The organism is Vibrio sp. C8 (assembly GCF_054051265.1).
The window spans coordinates 120,954-141,041 of the sequence record NZ_JBPAOE010000052.1 but is presented as its reverse complement, the minus strand read 5'-3'; the positions used below and the strand labels follow the sequence as shown (position 1 = coordinate 141,041).

Sequence of the window (20,088 nt, the reverse complement as noted above, 5' to 3'; positions counted from 1 at the left end):
GTGGTATGACTGTTCTTAATGAGATGGACACGCAAAGTCGCGCTGAACGACTTATGGAGCAGGCGGATGTGCTTGCTTCATTTAGCGAGAGTGAAACGGGATTAACGCGTGCGTATTTAACACCACAACATCGCGCGGCTCATGATCAGATCTCGCTCTGGATGCAACAAGCAGGTTTACAAACATGGCAAGACAGCGTTGGTAACCAGTGGGGCAGAAAAGTATCAGCGAACCCGACTAAGCCAACGTTGATCTTAGGCTCTCATAGCGACACGGTGGTGAATGCGGGTAAATATGACGGTAACTTAGGTGTCTTGCTCGCAATTGAAACATTGGCAGCACTGAGTGGAGAAACCTTTCCATTTCATATCGATGTTGTCGCCTTTGCTGACGAAGAAGGCACGCGGTTTAACACAACGTTAATTGGCTCAAGTGCAGTCGCTGGCTGCTTTGATTTTAACTGGTTAGAGGTGCCTGATGCGAACGGTGTCACCATGGCACAGGCGATGCGAGAGTTCGGTCTTGATCCTGCAAAAGCTGGCTGTGATGCTCGCAATGCGCAAGATGTTCAGGCTTATTTGGAAGCACATATCGAGCAAGGTCCCGTGTTAGAAGCCGAGAACTTAGCCGTTGGTGTGGTTACTGGTATCGCTGGAGCAAAGCGTTTTCAATGTGAAGTAACGGGCATGGCAGGGCATGCAGGTACAGTACCTGTGCATTTACGCCAAGACGCAATGACCGGCGCTGCCGAAATGATTTTGTCCATTGAAAAGTTGGCGAAAGATCATGGAGTTGTGGCAACCGTTGGTAAGTGTGAAATTGTATCCGGCGCGGTAAACGTTATTGCTGGCAAAGCGAGATTTACGATTGATATTCGTAGCGCTTCCCAATCAGCATTAGAGAACGCGGCCTATGAAATGTTGGAGCAGCTCAAACATATTGCGCAGCAACGTAAACTCTCTTTTGATTATGAAAACATCTACAAAGCAAAAGCGGTTCAATGTAACAACAAGCTACAACAGAAGTGGGCCTCTGCAATTGAAAAAGTGACCAATTCGTCTGCCCGTTTTCTGCCAAGTGGCGCGGGGCATGATGCTATGGTAATGGCTGACTTGACTGATACAGCGATGCTGTTTATTCGCTGTGAAAAAGGCATTAGTCACAACCCTAGAGAGCAGGTTTTGACTTCGGATGTTAAGGTTGGTTTGGCTTGTTTTATAGAGATGATTCGTAGCTTTAATGCTTAATGAAAAACGATGATATAGCATCGAAATGATAAACGAAGAACCCCACATCTGTGGGGTTCTTTTTTATGCTTAATTCAGTTCTTCTGCCTGAATTAAATTAGCTGTTTTCTCTTCATAAGCGTGTTCAAACGCTTTAAGACGTTTGTAGATAGACAACAGTTCTACAATCGTTGTCCATGAGTTCACCAAGTATTGGAAAGAGTTTTCTACTTGGTTAAACGCATTCATAATTCGTTGCATTACACCCAGAGTAAATGCGCCAGCAACGATTGACGGAGCAAGTGCGATAAACGGGATAAATGCCCCAAACTGTAAGTAGCCGTAGCGAACCACGTTGAAGTACACGTAGTGCATGTACAGTTTGAAGTAGTTTTGACGAACATTGCCGAACAGCTCTTCCAAAGTCAGAGGATGTGCGCGGTCTTCATAGTCTTCACCGTAAACCAGTTCTTTACGATACGCCGCTTCTACTTTCTGGTTGTTAAATTCCAGACCCGGTAGTTTGATACCAGCAAAAGCAAGCAGCACAGTACCAAAAATCGACCAAATAATAGCGACGAAAACCAGCGCTTGAGGTACTTCTCCGACAAACGGAAGCGTGGTGACGTAACCAGACAAGCCCCAAAGAATTGGCAGGAAGGCGATTAACGTCATAATGGAGTTGAGCAAGCGAACACCTAAGCTTTCCATAATGCTGGCAAAACGCATGGTGTCTTCCTGAATACGCTGTGCAGCACCTTCAATATGTCGTACATGTTCCCATCTTGAAGTGTAATGCTCGGTCATAGCGGTACGCCAACGGAACACAAAATGGCTAACAAAGAAGGCGTTACCAACTGCCACCATAATGGCAATCATCAGCAGTACCATTACAGTTGATAGTTCAGAATAGAACTCTGTGAGGGTAATGCTGTTTGGAGCAGTTAGTGCTTTTTGAATTAGGTTGTAAAAGTCACCGTACCATTCGTTAAGCATGACGCTGACTTCTACTTGGAACCAAGTGATAAACACAATCAAGCCTGAGCCAAGTACCGACCATTTCGCCCATTTTTGTCCACCGAGCATCATCCAGCCACCAATAAACAATGCATAGCACAGCGTCATAAACTGATATAGCCAAGCGTTAATCGCGAACTGTGTTGCCGCTTGAAATTCTGCAGTAGCCACTTCACTAGCACCTTCAGCTAATGCTGGTGGATAATCAACACCGAAAATATGAGCCAAACTGATGTGAGGGCCAAGATCCTCAATAACGGTATACCAACCAATAACACAAACGAGAGCCCAAAGAATAAAGCTCAGAAAAAACAATTTGGGTCTTGGAAAAAAAGAACTAAACACGGCAACTTCCTTTTGATGACAACACGTAATACCCATCCTTTATTAATTTGAGTCAGGGTATCTTTGATTTCAGTATATTACTGACCGCATAAAATACGATTAGTTTTATGCACATCCTAATTTAAACCATTTTAGACATGGCTTGATTTGTAAAAAAACTATTAATTGGTGTTAATGAGTATTTAATCCAACAAACCTCTTTTCTTACAGGTTCAACTTGTTTTAGTATCAGAACACTAAGTATTGGACATGCATCTCACATCGCCAGCCCAGACTTAACGGACTTATCTTTAGTAGTAACTTATTTGTAGGAAAACATATGGCGGCTTTTGGTACTGTATTTATGCCTAAGATGGCATTAGCAACATTCGAAAATAATCAATGGTCAGACGCAGAAATCGTCGCTTCTGACAGCATCGCGCTTCACCCAGGTGCTCACGTCTTGCATTACTCAAGCACGTGTTTTGAAGGTTTAAAAGCATTCCGTCACGAAGACGGTAGCGTGCACGTCTTTCGAATGGACCAAAACGTCGAGCGTTTTGCTCAAAGCAGCCGACTACTTTCTCTACCAGAAGTGAATAAAGAACAACTTTCAAAGATGATCGTTGATGTTGTTGCAGAGTTCGCGTCAGAAGTACCTGCGCCTCCGGGTTCTATGTATATTCGTCCAACTCACATCGGTACTGAAGCAGCGGTTGGTAAAGCGGCTGCGCCATCTCTTTCATCTATGATGTATGTACTACTTTCTCCTGTTGGCGATTACTTTGCGGGTGGTGCAAGTGCACTGCGCCTGCTTCTAGACGAAACGGGTCAACGTTGTGCGCCACACATGGGTATGATTAAGAGTGGCGGTAACTACGCAAGTGCACTTTCTCCGACGCTAGAAGCGAAAGAAAAATACAAAGCGGACCAAGTTCTGTTCTGTCCAAACGGCTACATTACAGAGACAGGCGCTGCGAACTTCCTATTGGTTGATGGTAACGAAATCATCACTAAAGCATTGGATTCAAGCTTCCTACACGGTGTTACTCGCTCAAGTATCCTGACTATCGCAAAAGATCTTGGCATGACAGTAAGCGAGCGAGAAGTATCTGTAGAAGAACTTCTAGAGCGTGCCGCTAAACCGGGTGTAGAAGCAATGCTTTCTGGTACAGCTGCAGTTCTGACTTCTGTTGGTACTTTGATTCACAACGGTGAAGATGTGAAAGTAGGTAACGGTGAAGTTGGTCCAATTGCACAGAAACTTCGTCAAGCACTGAACGACATTCAGTGGGGTAAAGCACCAGATACACATAACTGGCTAACTAAGATTGCTTAATTCAATCATGTAGTTAGTTAGAGAGAACACAGAAAGCCAGCGATGACCGCTGGCTTTTTCTTTATCAATGTCAATTTGTTATGTCTCTAGCTACCCATAAGCCACACTTGGGAACCACAATACCAGTTGTGGCCAAGCGACGAGGCAAACCAGAGCAAACAGTTGAATCACAATGAAAGGTACTACGCCACGGTAGATATCTTTAAGTGTTACGCCTTCAGGGCAAACACCTTTGAGATAGAAGAGAGCAAATCCCACGGGTGGTGTTAGGAAGCTGGTTTGAAGCGCCATGGCGACCAACATCACAAACCAAACCAATGAAGGATCATCCACCACGCCGTGACCGTCCAATTCGATACCTAAACTTTTTACTACAGGTGCGAGTAATGGCAGCGCAATTAAGGTGATTTCAATCCAGTCTAGGAAGAACCCTAGAAAGAACACAATCATCAAAATAAACGCAATAATGCCGTACGGACCAAACGGTAATCCACTTAGGAAGCTTTCAATCAGTTCGTCGCCACCCAGTTCACGCAGAACTAGCGCAAAGCAAGAAGCACCTAAGAAAATCATAAAGATGTATGCCGTTGTGCCGTAGGAAGCCAACACCACTTCTTTGACCACTTTGAGATTGAGTTTCTTGTTGTAAACAGCAAGTAACGTCGCGCCAAGTGCACCAATGCCGGAGGCTTCAGTTGGTGTAGCAATACCAGCAAAAATAGAACCTAGTACAACAAAAATCAGTAGTACAGTTGGTGTGATGTCTTTAAACACGCGCAGAATCAAACTCCACTCAACAGGTTGAATATTTTCCGGAACCGGTGCTTTGATAGGGTTCATTTTGCCTACAATCAAGATGTAAACGATGTAAAACAGACCCAAAAGCAGACCTGGAATAACGGCGCCCATAAACAGGTCGCCTACAGACAATCCAAGTTGGTCAGCCATGATCACCAGCATGATTGAAGGTGGAAGAAGGATTCCCAGAGTACCTGCGGATGCTACTGTGCCAAGTGCAAGAGGCAAGTGGTAACCTTGGCGCATCATGGTAGGCAGTGACATCACCGCCAGAAGCACAACTGACGCACCAATGATGCCCGTTGACGCTGCGAGAATAATGCCTATCGCCATTACTGTGACCGCAAGTCCGCCATGAACTTTGCCGAACAGAGCTTGCATGGATGCCATCAGTTTCTCGGCAATACCGGATTTATCGAGCATGTTGCCCATAAAGATAAACATTGGAAGCGCGACCAAAATCCAGTTATCCATGATTTTGTAAATACGGTTCACCACTAAGCCGAGGCTAGTGAAGTTTAATCCGGTAAACGTATCGAGATAAATATCAGCGAGGTATCCAACACCCGCGAAGAATACGCCAATACCACCCAAGACATAGGCTACGGGAATTCCGGTAAACAAAAGCAAGATAAACGAGCCAAACATCGCGATGACAATCCACTCATTTGGTTCCATAGCTATTTCCTTTGTAAATGATGTCTAAATTGCGCAGCACTTTTGCCAGCATGGAAAGCAGCAACAGTGAGAAACTGATTGGGATAACACTTTTTATTAACCAGCGATAAGGTAAACCGGAAGGTGAAGCGGAGCTTTCATTGACACGCCAAGACTCATAGGTGAAGTCGTAGGAATGGATGATCACCACAATTACAAAGGGTGCAGCCAAAAGTAGCAGACCTAAAAGGTCAATCATCGCTTTTTTGCGCTCGCTAAATTTGTGATAAAAAAGGTCGACTCGCACATGCATATCGCTTATTTGCGCATATGCGGTGCCGAACATAACGGCGGTCGCATATAAGTGCCATTGTAACTCTTCTAAAGTTATCTGACCGTTAGCAAACACTTTGCGCAGAATGACCTGAAGAACAATTACACCAATAAGAATGATGTTGGTCCAAGCAATAAACTTGCTTGCAGACTGAACGACTCTTTCGATGTGGTAGTAAACAGGGATAGGTGGGGTTGAGCATAACACCTTACTCATTGCTTTCTCCTTGCCTGATGAGGGCTGGATGATTAAGTCCAGCCCATGTTTTTCCGATATATGTAAGGATTACTCAAGCGTTGCGCGAGGTAGGAAACCGTTCGCTTGCCACAAAGCATATCCTTGACGGAATGTGCTTAGGTCCGCCCAAACCTTATCGAAGAAAGGGTCCGCAGATTTTTTCTCTTCAACCACTTCCAACCATGTTTTCTTAAACAGATCCAACATTTCCTTGTTCCAGTAACGGATTTCTACGCCATTCTGTTTAGCTTTTTCCATTGCAGTGAACTGCATAGCTTCACCTTCAGCAATGGAATAAGTCATGGATGCCATACAGGTAGTTTCAATAGCATCATGTTGTGTTTGGCTCATTTCGTTCCACGTATCTTTGTTAATCAGCAGTTCAAAGATGGTGGATTGTTGGTGCCAACCAGGGAAATAGTTGTACTTAGCAACTTTGTAGAAGCCTAAACGCTCATCAATGGCTGGTTGAGAGAACTCAGATGCATCGATAGCCCCTTTCTCAAGTGCGCCAAAGATTTCGCCACCCGGAAGTTGCACCGTTCCAGCTCCAAGTTTCTCCATCACGGAAGCTCCTAAGCCAAAGAAACGCATATTCAGACCTTTCAAGTCTTCTGGTTTTTCAATCGGTTTTCTAAACCAACCTGAAGATTCAGGTGAGATGATTGCACAAGGTAAAACTTTTACGTTGTAACCACCTTGGTCATACATTTCTTGATAGAGCTTCAGACCGTTGCCGAAGTACATCCAAGCCATGTATTCACCCGCTTCAGGGCCAAAAGGAACCGCAGAAAATAGCGCCGAAGCAGGGAGTTTACCTTGCCAGTAACCTGCTGTTGAATAACCAGAGTTCACTTTGCCAGTCGATACCGCATCTAAAATCTCAGCAGGATTTACCAGTTTACCTGGCTCATAGATTTTCATTTTTATCGTGCCGCCAGACGTCTGAGTGATGTGGTCTGCGTACCACTGGATTGGCGTACCTAACGCAGGCAAGTGGCTACCAAAAGCAATCGGAGTTTTAAGAAGGATCTTTTTGTCTTCAGCGTGTGCACTAAGCGAGAGTCCAACTGACGTTAAAGCAATGGCAGTTGCAATGGCAGCTTTTTTCAAATTCATAACATAGTCCTTGTTTGGTTTATACGTGCGAATAAATGTGAACATTTCGTATTTAACGATGTTAATTTAATGTTACATTTGAGCTGAGTATAAGCAGGGGTAAACGGATGCTCTATTGGTGAAAGTGCGCAAATTGTGTGAGTAGTTTGGGCAGTTTTTGATACAGAGAATCCGTAAAACTACGTATAAAAATTGGAAGCAAATATGGGCTTTGTCAGGAACAGAAAGCTAACCGTTAATATCATCTTACTGTCGATTGTCCCCTTGATTATTGTGGTGGCGATTGTCGCTGCCATTCTATTTAGCCAAGCAAAACAATTAGTTGAAGACCAAGTTCAACTCACTAGAAACAATATTCTGGCCGCCAAAAAACAAGAACTGAAACAGTACGTAGAAATGGCAGTGAAAAGCATCATGCCTTACTACCTAGACGAGTCGTTAAGTGATGAACGCGCGAAGCAAATAGTTGCTGAAAAGTTGAGCCAGTTAACATATGGCGTGGATGGTTACTTTTTTGCCTATAACTGGCAGGGTGATGCGATTGTACTGCCTTATCAGCCTGAACGCATCGGTCTTAATTGGTGGGAAGTTGAAGATGTCGAGGGTAAAAAACTGCTGCAAGAACTGATTCGCGTAGGCAGGGCTGGCGGTGGTTTTGTCGATTATTTATGGCATAAACCGTCGACCAAAGAACCACTACCTAAGCTCAGTTACGCCATTTCATTAGATAAATGGCAATGGATGGTTGGAACTGGTGTGTATCTCGATGACATTGAACATCAAGTCGCCCATATGCAAAACGGCTATGATCAAAACGTAGGCAGAACTAGCAGTGCTTTGTTCTTTGTTATGCTTATTTCCATTTCTGTTATTGCCGCTCTAGGCGCTTCTTTAAATCTAAATGTACGACGTTTAGCCAATGAACAGTTGAGCGTGTTGAATCAGCAGATCATCGATTCTCAGGAAAACGAACGTCAGCGTGTATCTCGCGAGTTGCATGACGGTGTTAACCAGCTTTTAGTGGCAGCGAAATATCGTCTCGATAACGTCGGCAAAGAGTTGAATCAAGAACAACAGATGAGAGAGCTGGATGCCAGCAAGCGGGTCATGGAACAAGCCATTGTAGAATTGCGCAGAATCTCCCGAGACTTACGACCGCCACAGCTTGATGACCTAGGATTAGTGGCAGGCATTGAAGCTTACATTAATGAATTGCGTCAGCGTACTGACCTAGAGTTAGTGTTTGAACATGACATTGACGGCGTTGAAATGATTCAAGAGGTAGAAACAACCTTATATCGCGTTATACAAGAAGCGGTACACAACGTAGAAAAACATGCTCAGGCACAAGGTATCGACATCATTATGCAGCGAGAAGGGCAACTGCTGATTTTGACCGTGAGTGATGACGGAATTGGCATCGCACCTACTATAGCAAAGCCGGTTAAACGCAATAAACCAAATTTGGAACATATGGGGTTACAGAATATGAAGGATCGTATTCATGCGATTGGCGGAACGTTCGCCGTATCAAGCATACAGGGCGAAGGCACAGAGATTCGCGTCAGCTTAAATATGGAGTTTGTATGATTAAGTTGGTACTGGCCGATGACCATCGTCTGATGCAGGACGGTTTAAAATCTCGTTTGGAAAGAGAAGAAAACCTTGAGATTCTGTCATGCGTCGGTACGGGTGCTGATGCACTCAAAGCGACACTCACACTCAAACCGGATGTGCTTTTGTTAGACATTAATATGCCTAACATGAACGGTATCGAGATGTTAGAAAAGCTCTCGCAATCAAAGTCAGAAACGGCAGTGATTATGCTGTCGATGCACGACAGTAAAGACTACGTGGTTCGCTCGGTAAAAGCGGGAGCAAAGGGCTATGTGTTGAAAGATGTGGGTTCTGAAGAGCTGGTTATGGCGATTAATCAGGTAGCTCAGGGGCGTTCATATCTTTGCCCTCAGGCTTCCGATCGTTTGCTTGAACAAATCAACGACAAGCCAGAGCCGCAAGATGATGAACTTTCCAAGCGAGAATTTGATGTTCTTCGCCTTATTGTCAATGGTGCTTGTAACAAAGACATTGCCGACACACTGCACATCAGTGTGAGAACTGTTGAAACTCACCGACTGAGAATTAAGAAAAAGCTCGGGGCTACCTCTACAGCAGCGCTGGTTAAGCTCGCGTTAGATAAAGGGCTGGTAAGCTGATGACAGGAAAATTGCTGTCCAGCCGACAACCTATTTTGGATAAGATCGTCTTTTTCTGTGCGGTATTAAGAACCGGTTCATTTCGCGAAGCGGCTCTTCAACAAGGGCTGTCTCCTGCAGCCGGAAGCCGCTGGGTGAAAGAACTTGAAGAAGCCATGTCCGTTGAGCTTATTAAAAGAAGTACCCGACAGTTGGTGGCGACTCAGGCAGGGCAGCTTCTTTATGAACGTTTCTCACCGCTGCTGCCGGACATTAATAATCTGTGCGAAGAGGTACAGAACCTAGCTGCAGAGCAGCAAGGTGAAATCAAGATCTCTTCAACACCTTTGTTTGCGCGCCAGTACCTGACCAAAATCGTGGCTGAATACATGGAAATGCATCCTCAAGTGCATTTCCGAATCTTTATAGAAGCAGGAGATTTTGACCCTCTCACTATCGATTTTGCATTCAGAGCCACAGCCAATTATGACGGCGACATCTCTCCAGATTCTTTGATTGTGCGAAAGCGCGTTCTTACGGAGCCACTTTATCTCTGCGCTTCAAAACACTATTTGCAGGAACATGGCGTGCCTGAAACCCCAGAGTTTTTAACACAGCATCGTTGCCTGTATGCGAGAACCTTATTGGGTGGAAATCGCTGGAGCTTTGAACTGAATGGCAAGCAAGAATTCGTCACCATTCAGGACACACTAGAGTGTGACAACAGCGAAATGCTGCTCGATTTCGCAAGGGAACACGCGGGAATTGCTTATCTGCCTCATTCACTGGTGCACAAATGCATTGAAAGTGGCGATTTGATTCAGATCTTGCCCGATTATCGTTGCGCCAGCTTTGATATTGACCTTTTGTATCGTCCTCGTTCGCCAATGCCCGAACGTTGCGCTCGCTTCAAACAGTACTTGTTAGAGCGAGTGAGTGTTATGCGCAGCGAGGGAATGTGCTAGCTCGGATGATTGTTGCAAATTCGAAATTCACAATCTCTATATGTGCAATTATCAAACAGACTCTCTACGTCTAACCTGAAATTCATCAAATCAAGGAAGGTGAATTGTGGTTAAACAACTTACAGCAGAACAAGCAGCGCAATGGATTGAAAACGGGCAGTCAGTCATGCTCGGAGGCTTTATTGGCAGTGTGGTGCCAGAAGCCATCGAACGGGCGATTGGAGAACGGTTTCAGCAGTCAGGCTTGCCGAAAGATCTCACTCTGGTTTTCGCTGCCGGTCAGGGCGATGGTAAATCACGAGCCATTAACCATCTTGCACTGCAAGGCTTGGTGAAAAGAGCCATTGGTGGGCACTGGGGACTTGTACCTAAACTGCAACAGCTGGTGGTTGATAATCTGATCGAAGGTTACAACCTGCCTCAAGGCGTAATTTCTCATTTGTTGCGAGATAGCGCAGCCGGCAAGCCTGGTTTGTTTACCAAAGTAGGATTGGGCACTTTCGTTGACCCGCGTATTGAAGGTGGAAAGCTCAATTCCATTACGTCACAAGACTGGGTTCGAGTGACGGAAATTGATGGTGAAGAGTATCTGTTTTACAAAAAAATCCCTATTGATGTGGCTATTTTGCGAGGCACAACCGCCGATGAAAACGGCAATATCACTATGGAAGATGAGTGTCTGATTGTTGAAAGCCTCGCCGCGGCGCAGGCTGCAACCAACAACCATGGCAAAGTGATTGTTCAGGTTAAGCAAATCGTGCCCGCGGGTACGCTAGACCCACATCTGGTCAAAATTCCAGGCATATTCGTTGATGCGGTTGTGGTGTGTGAAGACTTAAGCGAGCACATGCAGACGTTCGCGACCCAAATGAATCCTGAGTTTATCGGGCGCGGCAACAAATCATCTCACAGCAACATTAACGCCTCGAATGTTGAACCGATGGTTGAACCTGTCATCGACGCGAAAACCATTATTGCTCGACGTGCAGCGATGGAACTCAAAGCAAACTCAGTACTTAATCTAGGCATTGGTGCTCCTGAATATATTGCGAAAGTCGCTCAGCAAGCGGGCATTCTGGATAAATTCACATTAACAGTGGAACCGGGCGCCGTGGGTGGTTCTCCAGCCAGTGGATTAGATTTTGGCGCGTCCGCATTTCCTGATGCCATTATCGGGCAAGATCAAATGTTTGATTTCTATGATGGTGGTGGTGTCGATCAAGCGTTTTTGGGGCTTGCTCAATGTGATGCCAAAGGTGATATCAATGTTTCCCGATTCGGCACCAAAATCGCCGGTTGTGGCGGCTTTATCAATATTACGCAAAACGCCAAAGAGGTGTATTTCTGCGGCACTTTCACCGCCAAAGGTTTGGATGTTCAGGTCGAAGGCGGGCAACTGCAAATCACTACTGAAGGCAGCCAAAGCAAGTTCATCTCCAAAGTCGAGCAAATCACCTTCAGTGCCAATCAGGCATTAAAAGCGAACAAGCCAGTGATTTACATCACTGAAAGGGCGGTATTTCGGATGGTAGCGCAAGGTATAGAGCTGATAGAAGTTGCTCCCGGTATTGATGTTGAACGCGACATACTTGGTCACATGGCGTTTAAGCCTTTGATTAGTCCTGAGCTAACAACGATGAATAGTGCAATTTTTCAACCCAAATTTTTATTAAATCTGCACTCTGACTAGATATCAGAAGCGGATTAAATCCCTACATTTCAATAAGAAAGATAAAAAAGGTCAGCAAATATGTTTCAAAACAAGATATGCATTGTCACGGGTGCCGCACAAGGCATCGGTAAAGCAGTGGTTGAGCGCTTTTATACTCAAGGCGCTGAAATGGTCTATGCGTTGGACATGAATGATAAGGCGTTGATGGAAGCGTATTCCCATATTGAGCGAGTGGTGCCTGTCACTATTAATATCTGCGACAGAGGGGCGATAGCAGAGCTTGTCGCCAGTATTCAGGCGCAATTCGGACGAGTGGATGTGCTTGTTAACAACGCAGGTGTCACTCGTGATGCACTCATCGATAAGATGACCGAAGCGGAATGGGACTTAGTCATTGATGTCAATTTGAAGGGGGTGTTTAACGTTACTCAAGCCGTTGCTCCTTTAATGATGGAAAACAATTATGGTTCGATCGTCACTATGTCTTCTGTTGTTGGTACCGATGGCAACATTGGCCAAAGCAATTACGCAGCAACCAAAGGTGGCGTGATTGCAATGAGCAAAAGCTGGGCGAAAGAGTTTGCACGCAAAGGTGCGCAAGTGAGATCAAACTGTGTTGCACCGGGCTTTATCGAAACACCAATGACGGCGAATCTGCCTGAAAAAGTTCTCAACATGATGAAAGAGAAAGCACCGTTAGGGCGTATGGGAACCACTGAGGATATCGCCAATGGCGTAGAGTTCTTGGCAAGTGATAAGTCGAGCTTTATTACCGGACAAGTACTAAAAATCGACGGTGGATTGGTGCTCTAATTGGGGAAATAAAACTATGGCTAACAAAGTTTATATTGTTGCAGCGAAACGCACCGCAATCGGCACTTTTATGGGCAGTTTGTCGCCACTGTCAGCGGTAGAACTAGGCAGCGCCACAATTAAAGCCGCATTGGAACAATCTGGTATACAACCTGAAATTGTGGATGAAGTGATTGCTGCAAATGTGCTTAGTGCTGGACAAGGACAGGGTGTTGGACGACAAGCAGCAATGCATGCAGGTATTCCTGCCGAGACGCCCGCATACACACTCAATATGATTTGTGGCAGCGGCATGAAGTCCATATTGAATGCAGTGAATGCTATTCGATCTGGCGACGCAGAGATTGTCGTCGCTACAGGAATGGAGAGCATGAGTAATGCGCCCTTTGTCATGAATGGCAACCTGCGTTCAGGCAATAAAATGGGCGACTTCTCAGCCACAGATACCATATTGAGAGATGGATTAACGGATGCGTTTAGCGGCATTCATATGGGCATTACAGCCGAAAACATTGCTAAGCAGTTTTCTATTAGTCGCGAAGAACAAGATAAGTTTGCTTTAGCCAGCCAACACAAAGCGGAAGCTGCAATTAAAGCAGGACGGTTTAACCAAGAGATAGTCCCGCTTGAAATCAAAACTCGTAAAGGTTCTGTCACGGTAGAAACTGACGAACATCCTCGCTTTGGCGCGACGCTTGAAGCGCTTTCTCAGCTTCGCCCCGCATTTGAAAAAGAAGGAACAGTGACCGCAGGTAATGCTTCAGGTATCAATGACGGTGCGTTTGCACTTGTGATTGCTAGTGAGAATGTGGTGAAGCAGCATGGATTGCAACCGTTAGTGGAAGTGGTCTCGACAGGACAGGGTGGTATCGCTCCAGAAGTCATGGGTTTAGGTCCAGTTCCTGCGATTAAACAGGCTCTAACGCGCGCCAAGTTGAACCTCTCAGATATCGATAAGGTGGAACTCAACGAAGCTTTCGCAGCACAGGCGATTGGAGTGATGAAGAGTCTTTCTGAGCAGCACAACCTGGAACAAGCTTGGTTTGATGAACACGTTAATGTGAATGGCGGTGCAATTGCATTGGGGCACCCTATTGGCGCTTCCGGTGGGCGTATCGTCACAAGCTTGATCTATGAAATGCTGCGTTCTCAATCTAAGTTTGGGCTTGCATCCTTATGTATTGGTGGCGGTATGGGAACCGCGCTGGTGTTGTCTCGTTATCATTAACAGCATTAAATAGCTGAAGGCTAGCCTTTAGTGGGTTAGTCTTTTATTGCTAGCATTAAGTTATTTCAATGAAAGCGGTATGCGCTGTCTTAAAAATGGCCTCAAATCAAATGAATACACACTAAATTGAACTCGATAACTCAAACCCTAAATTTCGACACTTGGTTATTCAGCTCAATGTATACACTATTGAGATCGTTGAACTGCTGTCGAATTTCTTTAGACGCTCGGTCAACTCCGTCAGTTTGGTCTTTCATTGAGATGAGATTCTGATTGATCTCATTGGAGACGCTCGACTGTTCCTGAGTAGCCAGTGCGGTCTGTTCGGACAAATCTCGCACTGAACTGAGAGAACTGTTCAGCGCGTCGAATACCTGAATAACGCTGTCAAAATTGCTTACTGCGCTGTTGGCGTTGTCTTTACTGAGTTTTATTGCAGTAAACGCGTCAGAAACGCTGTCGGTCAACTGGCTAATCATTTTCTCAATCTGGTTGGTACTTTCACCTGTCTGAGTGGCAAGTTTGCGAACTTCATCGGCAACAACCGCAAAACCTCGTCCAAATTCTCCTGCACGTGCAGCTTCAATTGCAGCATTCAAGGCGAGTAGGTTGGTTTGTTCGGCAATTCCACGAATGACTTCGAGAACAGATGAGATGGCCTCTGAGTTTTTCTCTAGCTCTTCGGCTTTGGTCATCGTCACATCAATGTTGTCGACAAGTGAATCAATACTGGCGTGAGAAGACGTCACTACATCACGGCCTCGGTCAATGTGATCGGTTGCAGAGGTGGATTCATCCGATGTATTGGCTGCGACATCCGCCATCTGAGCGTTAGCCATCGACATTTCGCTGGCAGCACTCACGATGGAATCGCTCGATTCCACTAACTTTTGCGTGATATTGCTGACGGAGTTGGCTACAGCCTCCAAGCGCTGCGTCGAGTCACCTAATGCTGAACTTTTTGATTGGATAGTCTTCATTATCGTTTGTAGGTTTCCAACGAAGGCATCGAACTCTTTTGCTAAATCTCCCAATTCATCTTTTGCAGCAGAGTTGATTCGTGCGGTCAAATCACCATCACCTTCGGAAATTTCACGAATACGCTGCGAGATATTGTTTACATTTTGCGTAATGTTTTTCGGTATGTAGTAGCTGATCAAGAACGCAATAAGGAAACCAATTGCCACTATACCAATGGTGGCTTGTTGATAACTTTGAATCTCCTGAGCTGTCTCTTGCTCTTTCAACCTACCTTGATTTTTTACCGCTTCTCCAGCTTTATCGAGTACGTCACGAATACGTTCAAACTTCTCATCGGTAGCCGAGAGTATATCTTTCTGACTGCCAGAAATTTTTATTTCATCAGAATCCATGAGTTTGGAACTCTCTTTAAACCAGCCTGAAAAAAGACCGTCAAATTGCTCATAAGGAGTGACGAATTCAGGTTCTGGAGACATTAAGGTTCTGTATGATTGAAAACGGTTGTTTGCTTGCAGAGCATTTTCTTGGAAATCGCTGAGGTTTTTCTCCGCATCTCCAATACCAGTGACAAACTTTTGTTGAGCTAAACGGGCTTGATAGAGATCTCGGTCGGCATTAAGCACTTCAGCTAGCGCATCTAGGTAACGTTTAAGCACCTGTCGGTCTGTATTATCTTCACTCCAGTCTGACGCATGAACACGCAGTTTCGCTTCAGCTTGGTCGAGCAAATTACGCATTGTAAAGAAGTCTTTATCAATATCAGCCAAGCGGTCATTAACGAACTGGTTTGCAATATAAATGGAAGAAACATTTTTGCTGCTTTGGAGCCAATCATCATAGAGCGTGTCAAAGTTATTAAAAGGTTCTATTAACTCAGGTTCGTCTATCAGATACTTTCGGAAATTTTGGAAACGGTCATAGACTTGTTGTGCGTTCTCATCGAAATCCTTTTGCTGTTGCTGTTGCTGTTTGTCTCCGTAGTCAGAGAGCATCTCTGCCTGAGCTAAACGCGCTTGATAGATGTCCCTATCCGCATTCAAAACTACGGCAATCGCTTCAAAGTAAGACTTGGTTTGTTTCTCCATCGCTCGATCTTCAATCTTAATTATGACCTGCATAAAGACAAAAATTGACAGCACTAACACAGTTAGCAAAATAATAGGCAACATCATTTTTAGTCTTATGGAGTGAAGTCTCATACTAACCTCTTAATCAATCAAATATTGACCACACTTAAGTGGCAGATTTCGTTTAGATTCAGTTTAGTTCACTGTTGCATATGCGCAAATTTGATGAAATTTGAGGTGTAGGGGATAGGTACTCTCGCATAGCAATGATAAGGACTCATCGCAATTCAGAATATTGAAAGCGAAACTGTCTAATTCATTGTTAGGCAAAAGCTTGTTAGTAAGGGCAGGCCAGGGAAGTACATGTGTTTGGCTTATGGAAAACCAACCCTAAACGCCAGAGAAAGGAAATTTTCATCACTATCTGGCATCACCTGATAGCCAAGTGATTTATAGAATTTTGTAGCGGATTCATTACACACAAAGCTTGATAGGGTCACCTGATTTCGATTTTGCTTCCTCGCTATTTTATGCACATGCTTCATAACCTTTTCACCGAATTTCTTCTTTTGAAACTCTGGAAAAATAACGAGCATATGTACATGGATTGCATCTTCATAAGGCTTAAAACAAAGCATGCCAACGCACATTTCTTCAACATATATCCAATTAAACCAATGAGGGTCATATTCATTTATTAAACGTTCACGCTGAAAGTCATCACACCAACCAAAGACGGTATCAACGTGTGAGTAAAGTCCTTGTTTCACAACAGAAAACAAAGTATCGAATTCTTGGTTTTTTACTGGTACTAAGTTGATTTTCATGTTCATCAGGACGCTCTGATTATTTTGAAACTATGTCTATAAACTATGGATTAAAAGTAATCTGGTATTGAACTTTCAACAATCGAACCGTCTTTTACTGCACACATACAGTCTGAGCCATTAACACTGACAAAACCAAGATTCTTGTAATACTGACGCTCAATATCACTGTGCAAGTAAATTGAGTTACAGCTTGGATTCTTGAACAGTTCTCTTTTAACCAAGTTAATCAACGTCGAGCCATAACCCTTGTTTCGTTGCTCGAGAATCGTTGCTAACGAACCAATGCCAAAGCTCCCTTCTTTGAGGCCAAAGAACGATAAGGGAAGAGACAAGTTGCTCACCTGAGACTAGCACATACCAATTGCCAGATTGATATTTTTTACTGTTACGACAATCAGTTAAGTATTCCTCAAAAGGCTGACCATCATTCCAAACATCAAATCCCATTGAATAGACAATGTCTAACTCTGAGACTTTGGCTTTTCTTAAGTACATCCTTTTAAACTCCCTAATTTAATACAGCTATATCTCGTTATTAGAAAAAGTAGGTCAGTTCATGCCCAAAGAAGGCTGTCTCAAATTTCGAGTTAGTAATGAAAGGGCATAAGTGTTCCCAAAGCATAACTGGTTGACACTATGATAAACACTTGTTTTCGAATGTTGTTACTTAAACTTGCCAAACTTTTCAGTAACAAAGTCTAAAAAAACTTTCACTCGTTCAGGTTGGTAGTCTCCTCCACGGTAGAGAGCGTTTAACGGATACTCAAGAGGCTTAAATCCGACTTCAAGTTTTTTCAGTAGTCCCTTTTTAACATAAGGTTCGGCGATAATATCGGGTTGATAGCTAGCCCCGACGGATGACAGCGTCAATTGACGGATCATCCTTGGGCTATTGCTTTTGAAAACGGCGTGAACGGCAAGACTATTACCGCTATTGTTCTGATTCGAAGAGCTAATCACAGGCCAACGAGCAGTGGGGTGAAGATTGGTATCTATAAGGCATGGCAATTGTGACAAATCCGTATCACGCTCATATTGCTTTGCCAGTTCTGGAGACGCATACACCGAACTTTGAAGCGGCATTATCTTACGATATTTTAAGTTGGAGTCCTCGAGTTCACTGGCACGAAAAGCGATGTCTATGGCTTGTTCCACCAAATTAAGTTTTTGATTGGTAACAATCATATCAATCTGGATATCTGGGTAGAGCACATAAAACTCAGGAAGAAGAGGGCTAAATAATTCCTCTGCAAACCCTTGAGACGCGGTTACACGTAAAGGTCCAGCGACATCTTTATTGTTTGAGTGAAGTTGTTGATATAGCTTATCAAGGTTGGTCAAAACCTGTTGCGCTTGAAGGTAGTATTCTTGACCAGACTGATTGACTGAAAGCCTTCGGGTAGTGCGATGAAACAGTTTAACCCCAAGCTGCTCTTCAACCTGATTAACGTATTTGGACGTAAGAGATTTAGAAATCCCTAAACGCTCTGAAGCTGCAGTAAAAGAGCCTGTCTCTATCACTGCCACAACGGTTCTCATTCCATCGATAGTATCCATAAATTATCAACATATTTGAAATTATCATTCCATGTTAGTGGGCTTTTTCTTCTAAGCAAGTTGTTCTTAAATATAAAAAACGAATAGGAGAAAACCATGCTCAAATTATACTGGCACCCGATCTCGGGGCATGCTCACCGCGCACATATGCTATTAAATATGCTCGAATTGAATTTTGAGCTTATTACTGTCGATTTGCCTGCTGGAGAACATCAACAACCAGAATTTTTAGCACTTAATCCCTTTGGGCAGATACCTGTTTTGGTGGATGGTGAAACGGTTATTGCTGATTCAAACGCGATCTTGGTTTATCTCGCCACCGTTTATGATAAACAGCAACAATGGCTTCCGGAATCCCCCCAACTGCGTGCGCATATTGAGCAGTTTCTCTCTCTAGCCGCTAATCGACTCGCGGGATCAATAGCCAAACTGCGCGCAGCGAACATATTTAATCGAAGCATTGACCGTGAACCACTCACTCAAGAAGCATATAAGTTACTCAAACAACTTGAGAACTACCAAAATGGCCGCCAGTGGTTGGTAGGAACAACGCCGACTATTGCTGACTTAGCACTTTACAGTTATATCAAGTTAGCGCCAGAGGGCGGTATAAGCTTGGCTGACTACCCAGACGTGGAAGCGTGGCTCAAAAGAGTCGAGGCACTACCAGGCTTTGTTCCTATGAAACTTTCGAATGTTGGATTGCGAAAGGGAACAGATAATAGTGACGTTAGCAAAAGCCAAAGCTGACTGAACAAAGCTGTTACAGCGAAGGGACAGGTGATCGTTTTTAGGATGATGCCTGTCCGCTTAAATCAGGTGTGGTTTAGTCTTGGTTATTGCCCTTTAAATCTAAGTCGTCCCTCAAGTACTCAGAATACATAATCGCTTTAGTTCTCTAGAATCATTTCTTCATCATCTTCGCTAAATCAGCGAAGGGATTGTATGTCGCCCCTTGGTGTTCATCTTCACCGGGTTTTATTTCACTTCCGTAACGTTCATGGTCAAGGTATTTACTGTGCTCATTATCGTGGCAATAGAGACACAACAATTCCCAGTTACTGCCATCTTCTGGATTATTTGTATGGTCATGATCTTTGTGGTGAACGGTTAACTCACGTAGGTTTGAGTACACAAACTCTCTAGCGCACCTACCGCATACCCAAGGATATAATTTAAGTGCTTTTTCCCGATAGTCGGCTTCCTTCCGTGCATAACTGGCACTGGTTCCATAATAGTCTGATGACATGTTGGTATCCCCATGTATTAATTAAGCTCTGACACTAACATAAGCATAAATTGGATAAATTGACGAAGGTTAAGCCGAAGTTCCAAGCTAGATTCCTTTCGTCCAAGGCGATCGAGTCAGATATTGATGTATTTCCTGAATGTTGAATTTTTGTTTATCAGTACTTATAAGATAGTTGCTTTGATTCCATTCATGCATATCTAGCGTACTTGTATTCTGATACTTATTCTTCCATTAACCGCTGATGTTTTAGCTATTTTGAAACATTTGCTGGAAATGTAAGACGAGTTTTAGGTTATATCTTGCTCACTCTTAATATGCAACAGTGCGGATTCAGTGAGGTTGGTTTGCTTTGCTAACGATGTTCTCGGTCCGAGTACGACTTACTAAACGATTTTAAGCGAGATAGAAGAAAGGCTGTGGTGATGTCTATATTTTCAGAAGGGATAAAAAACCACCAGCGTTGCGCTGGTGGTTTTT

Annotated in this window: 17 protein-coding genes and 1 pseudogene; 9 read left to right on the top strand and 9 right to left on the bottom strand. The window is 44.1% G+C overall.

From position 1 onward, the window contains the following. Window positions 1-5: 5 nt before the first annotated feature. Complete coding sequence (locus ACRQQK_RS20070) at window positions 6-1,247, top strand: allantoate amidohydrolase (RefSeq protein WP_457514362.1); 1,242 nt, start codon at window positions 6-8, stop codon at window positions 1,245-1,247. Window positions 1,248-1,316: 69 nt separating this feature from the next. Here the strand turns inward: ACRQQK_RS20070 and sbmA are convergent, their stop codons facing one another. Next, window positions 1,317-2,588, bottom strand: coding sequence for a peptide antibiotic transporter SbmA (gene sbmA, locus ACRQQK_RS20065; RefSeq protein ID WP_457514360.1), 1,272 nt, complete (start codon window positions 2,586-2,588; stop codon window positions 1,317-1,319). 319 nt (window positions 2,589-2,907) lie between these two features. Between sbmA and ACRQQK_RS20060 the strand changes: the two genes are divergently transcribed. Further along, window positions 2,908-3,906: a branched-chain amino acid aminotransferase gene (locus ACRQQK_RS20060; protein WP_457514358.1), complete on the top strand. Its 999-nt coding sequence runs from the start codon at window positions 2,908-2,910 to the stop codon at window positions 3,904-3,906. 90 nt (window positions 3,907-3,996) lie between these two features. Here ACRQQK_RS20060 and ACRQQK_RS20055 read toward each other — a convergent pair whose 3' ends face one another. The 3 genes from ACRQQK_RS20055 to ACRQQK_RS20045 all read right to left on the bottom strand — a co-directional run bounded on the left by ACRQQK_RS20055 (window position 3,997) and on the right by ACRQQK_RS20045 (window position 7,051). Further along, window positions 3,997-5,382 (bottom strand): TRAP transporter large permease, encoded by a 1,386-nt coding sequence (locus ACRQQK_RS20055; protein WP_457514356.1) that lies wholly within the window; start codon window positions 5,380-5,382, stop codon window positions 3,997-3,999. Further along, the gene (locus ACRQQK_RS20050; protein ID WP_457514354.1) at window positions 5,369-5,911 is read right to left on the bottom strand and encodes a TRAP transporter small permease subunit; all 543 of its coding nucleotides are present in this window, start codon (window positions 5,909-5,911) and stop codon (window positions 5,369-5,371) included. Before ACRQQK_RS20050 ends, ACRQQK_RS20055 begins: the two co-directional genes overlap by 14 nt. Window positions 5,912-5,980: 69 nt before the next feature. Beyond that, a complete protein-coding gene (locus ACRQQK_RS20045; RefSeq protein WP_457514352.1) occupies window positions 5,981-7,051 on the bottom strand; it encodes a TRAP transporter substrate-binding protein in 1,071 nt (356 codons plus the stop codon). Between the two features lie 204 nt (window positions 7,052-7,255). On the opposite strand from ACRQQK_RS20045, the gene ACRQQK_RS20040 reads away from it, so the two are divergent. From ACRQQK_RS20040 to ACRQQK_RS20015, 6 genes are all read left to right on the top strand, one after another. Further along, window positions 7,256-8,641 carry a cache domain-containing protein gene (locus ACRQQK_RS20040; protein ID WP_457514351.1) on the top strand — a complete coding sequence of 462 codons (1,386 nt, stop codon included), beginning with the start codon at window positions 7,256-7,258 and terminating at the stop codon, window positions 8,639-8,641. Then, the gene (locus ACRQQK_RS20035) at window positions 8,638-9,267 is read left to right on the top strand and encodes a response regulator (protein WP_457514349.1); all 630 of its coding nucleotides are present in this window, start codon (window positions 8,638-8,640) and stop codon (window positions 9,265-9,267) included. Before ACRQQK_RS20040 ends, ACRQQK_RS20035 begins: the two co-directional genes overlap by 4 nt. Beyond that, window positions 9,267-10,211, top strand: coding sequence for a LysR family transcriptional regulator (locus ACRQQK_RS20030; RefSeq protein WP_457514347.1), 945 nt, complete (start codon window positions 9,267-9,269; stop codon window positions 10,209-10,211). The genes ACRQQK_RS20035 and ACRQQK_RS20030 overlap by 1 nt, the downstream gene beginning before the upstream one ends. A 106-nt stretch (window positions 10,212-10,317) precedes the next feature. Continuing rightward, complete coding sequence (locus tag ACRQQK_RS20025; RefSeq protein WP_457514345.1) at window positions 10,318-11,901, top strand: acyl CoA:acetate/3-ketoacid CoA transferase; 1,584 nt, start codon at window positions 10,318-10,320, stop codon at window positions 11,899-11,901. A gap of 60 nt (window positions 11,902-11,961) precedes the next feature. Beyond that, a complete protein-coding gene (fabG, locus tag ACRQQK_RS20020) occupies window positions 11,962-12,696 on the top strand; it encodes a 3-oxoacyl-ACP reductase FabG (protein WP_457514344.1) in 735 nt (244 codons plus the stop codon). 16 nt (window positions 12,697-12,712) lie between these two features. Further along, window positions 12,713-13,924 carry an acetyl-CoA C-acetyltransferase gene (locus tag ACRQQK_RS20015; protein ID WP_457514342.1) on the top strand — a complete coding sequence of 404 codons (1,212 nt, stop codon included), beginning with the start codon at window positions 12,713-12,715 and terminating at the stop codon, window positions 13,922-13,924. A 140-nt stretch (window positions 13,925-14,064) separates the two neighbouring features. Here ACRQQK_RS20015 and ACRQQK_RS20010 read toward each other — a convergent pair whose 3' ends face one another. The 4 genes and pseudogenes from ACRQQK_RS20010 to ACRQQK_RS19995 form a co-directional block, all read right to left on the bottom strand. Continuing rightward, entirely contained in the window at window positions 14,065-16,077 is a 2,013-nt protein-coding gene (locus ACRQQK_RS20010; RefSeq protein ID WP_457514340.1) for a methyl-accepting chemotaxis protein, read from the bottom strand. Window positions 16,078-16,346: 269 nt separating this feature from the next. Continuing rightward, window positions 16,347-16,799: a GNAT family N-acetyltransferase gene (locus ACRQQK_RS20005; protein ID WP_457514445.1), complete on the bottom strand. Its 453-nt coding sequence runs from the start codon at window positions 16,797-16,799 to the stop codon at window positions 16,347-16,349. Window positions 16,800-16,849: 50 nt separating this feature from the next. Beyond that, window positions 16,850-17,297: pseudogene (locus tag ACRQQK_RS20000) on the bottom strand (GNAT family N-acetyltransferase). A gap of 168 nt (window positions 17,298-17,465) precedes the next feature. Continuing rightward, on the bottom strand, window positions 17,466-18,359 hold the full coding sequence (locus tag ACRQQK_RS19995; RefSeq protein ID WP_457514338.1) for a LysR family transcriptional regulator: 894 nt from the start codon (window positions 18,357-18,359) through the stop codon (window positions 17,466-17,468). A 96-nt stretch (window positions 18,360-18,455) separates the two neighbouring features. On the opposite strand from ACRQQK_RS19995, the gene ACRQQK_RS19990 reads away from it, so the two are divergent. Continuing rightward, window positions 18,456-19,109, top strand: a complete 654-nt coding sequence (locus ACRQQK_RS19990) for a glutathione S-transferase family protein (protein ID WP_457514336.1) — start codon at window positions 18,456-18,458, stop codon at window positions 19,107-19,109. Window positions 19,110-19,263: 154 nt separating this feature from the next. Here ACRQQK_RS19990 and ACRQQK_RS19985 read toward each other — a convergent pair whose 3' ends face one another. Continuing rightward, window positions 19,264-19,608 carry a YajD family HNH nuclease gene (locus tag ACRQQK_RS19985; protein WP_457514335.1) on the bottom strand — a complete coding sequence of 115 codons (345 nt, stop codon included), beginning with the start codon at window positions 19,606-19,608 and terminating at the stop codon, window positions 19,264-19,266. Window positions 19,609-20,088: the final 480 nt, after the last annotated feature.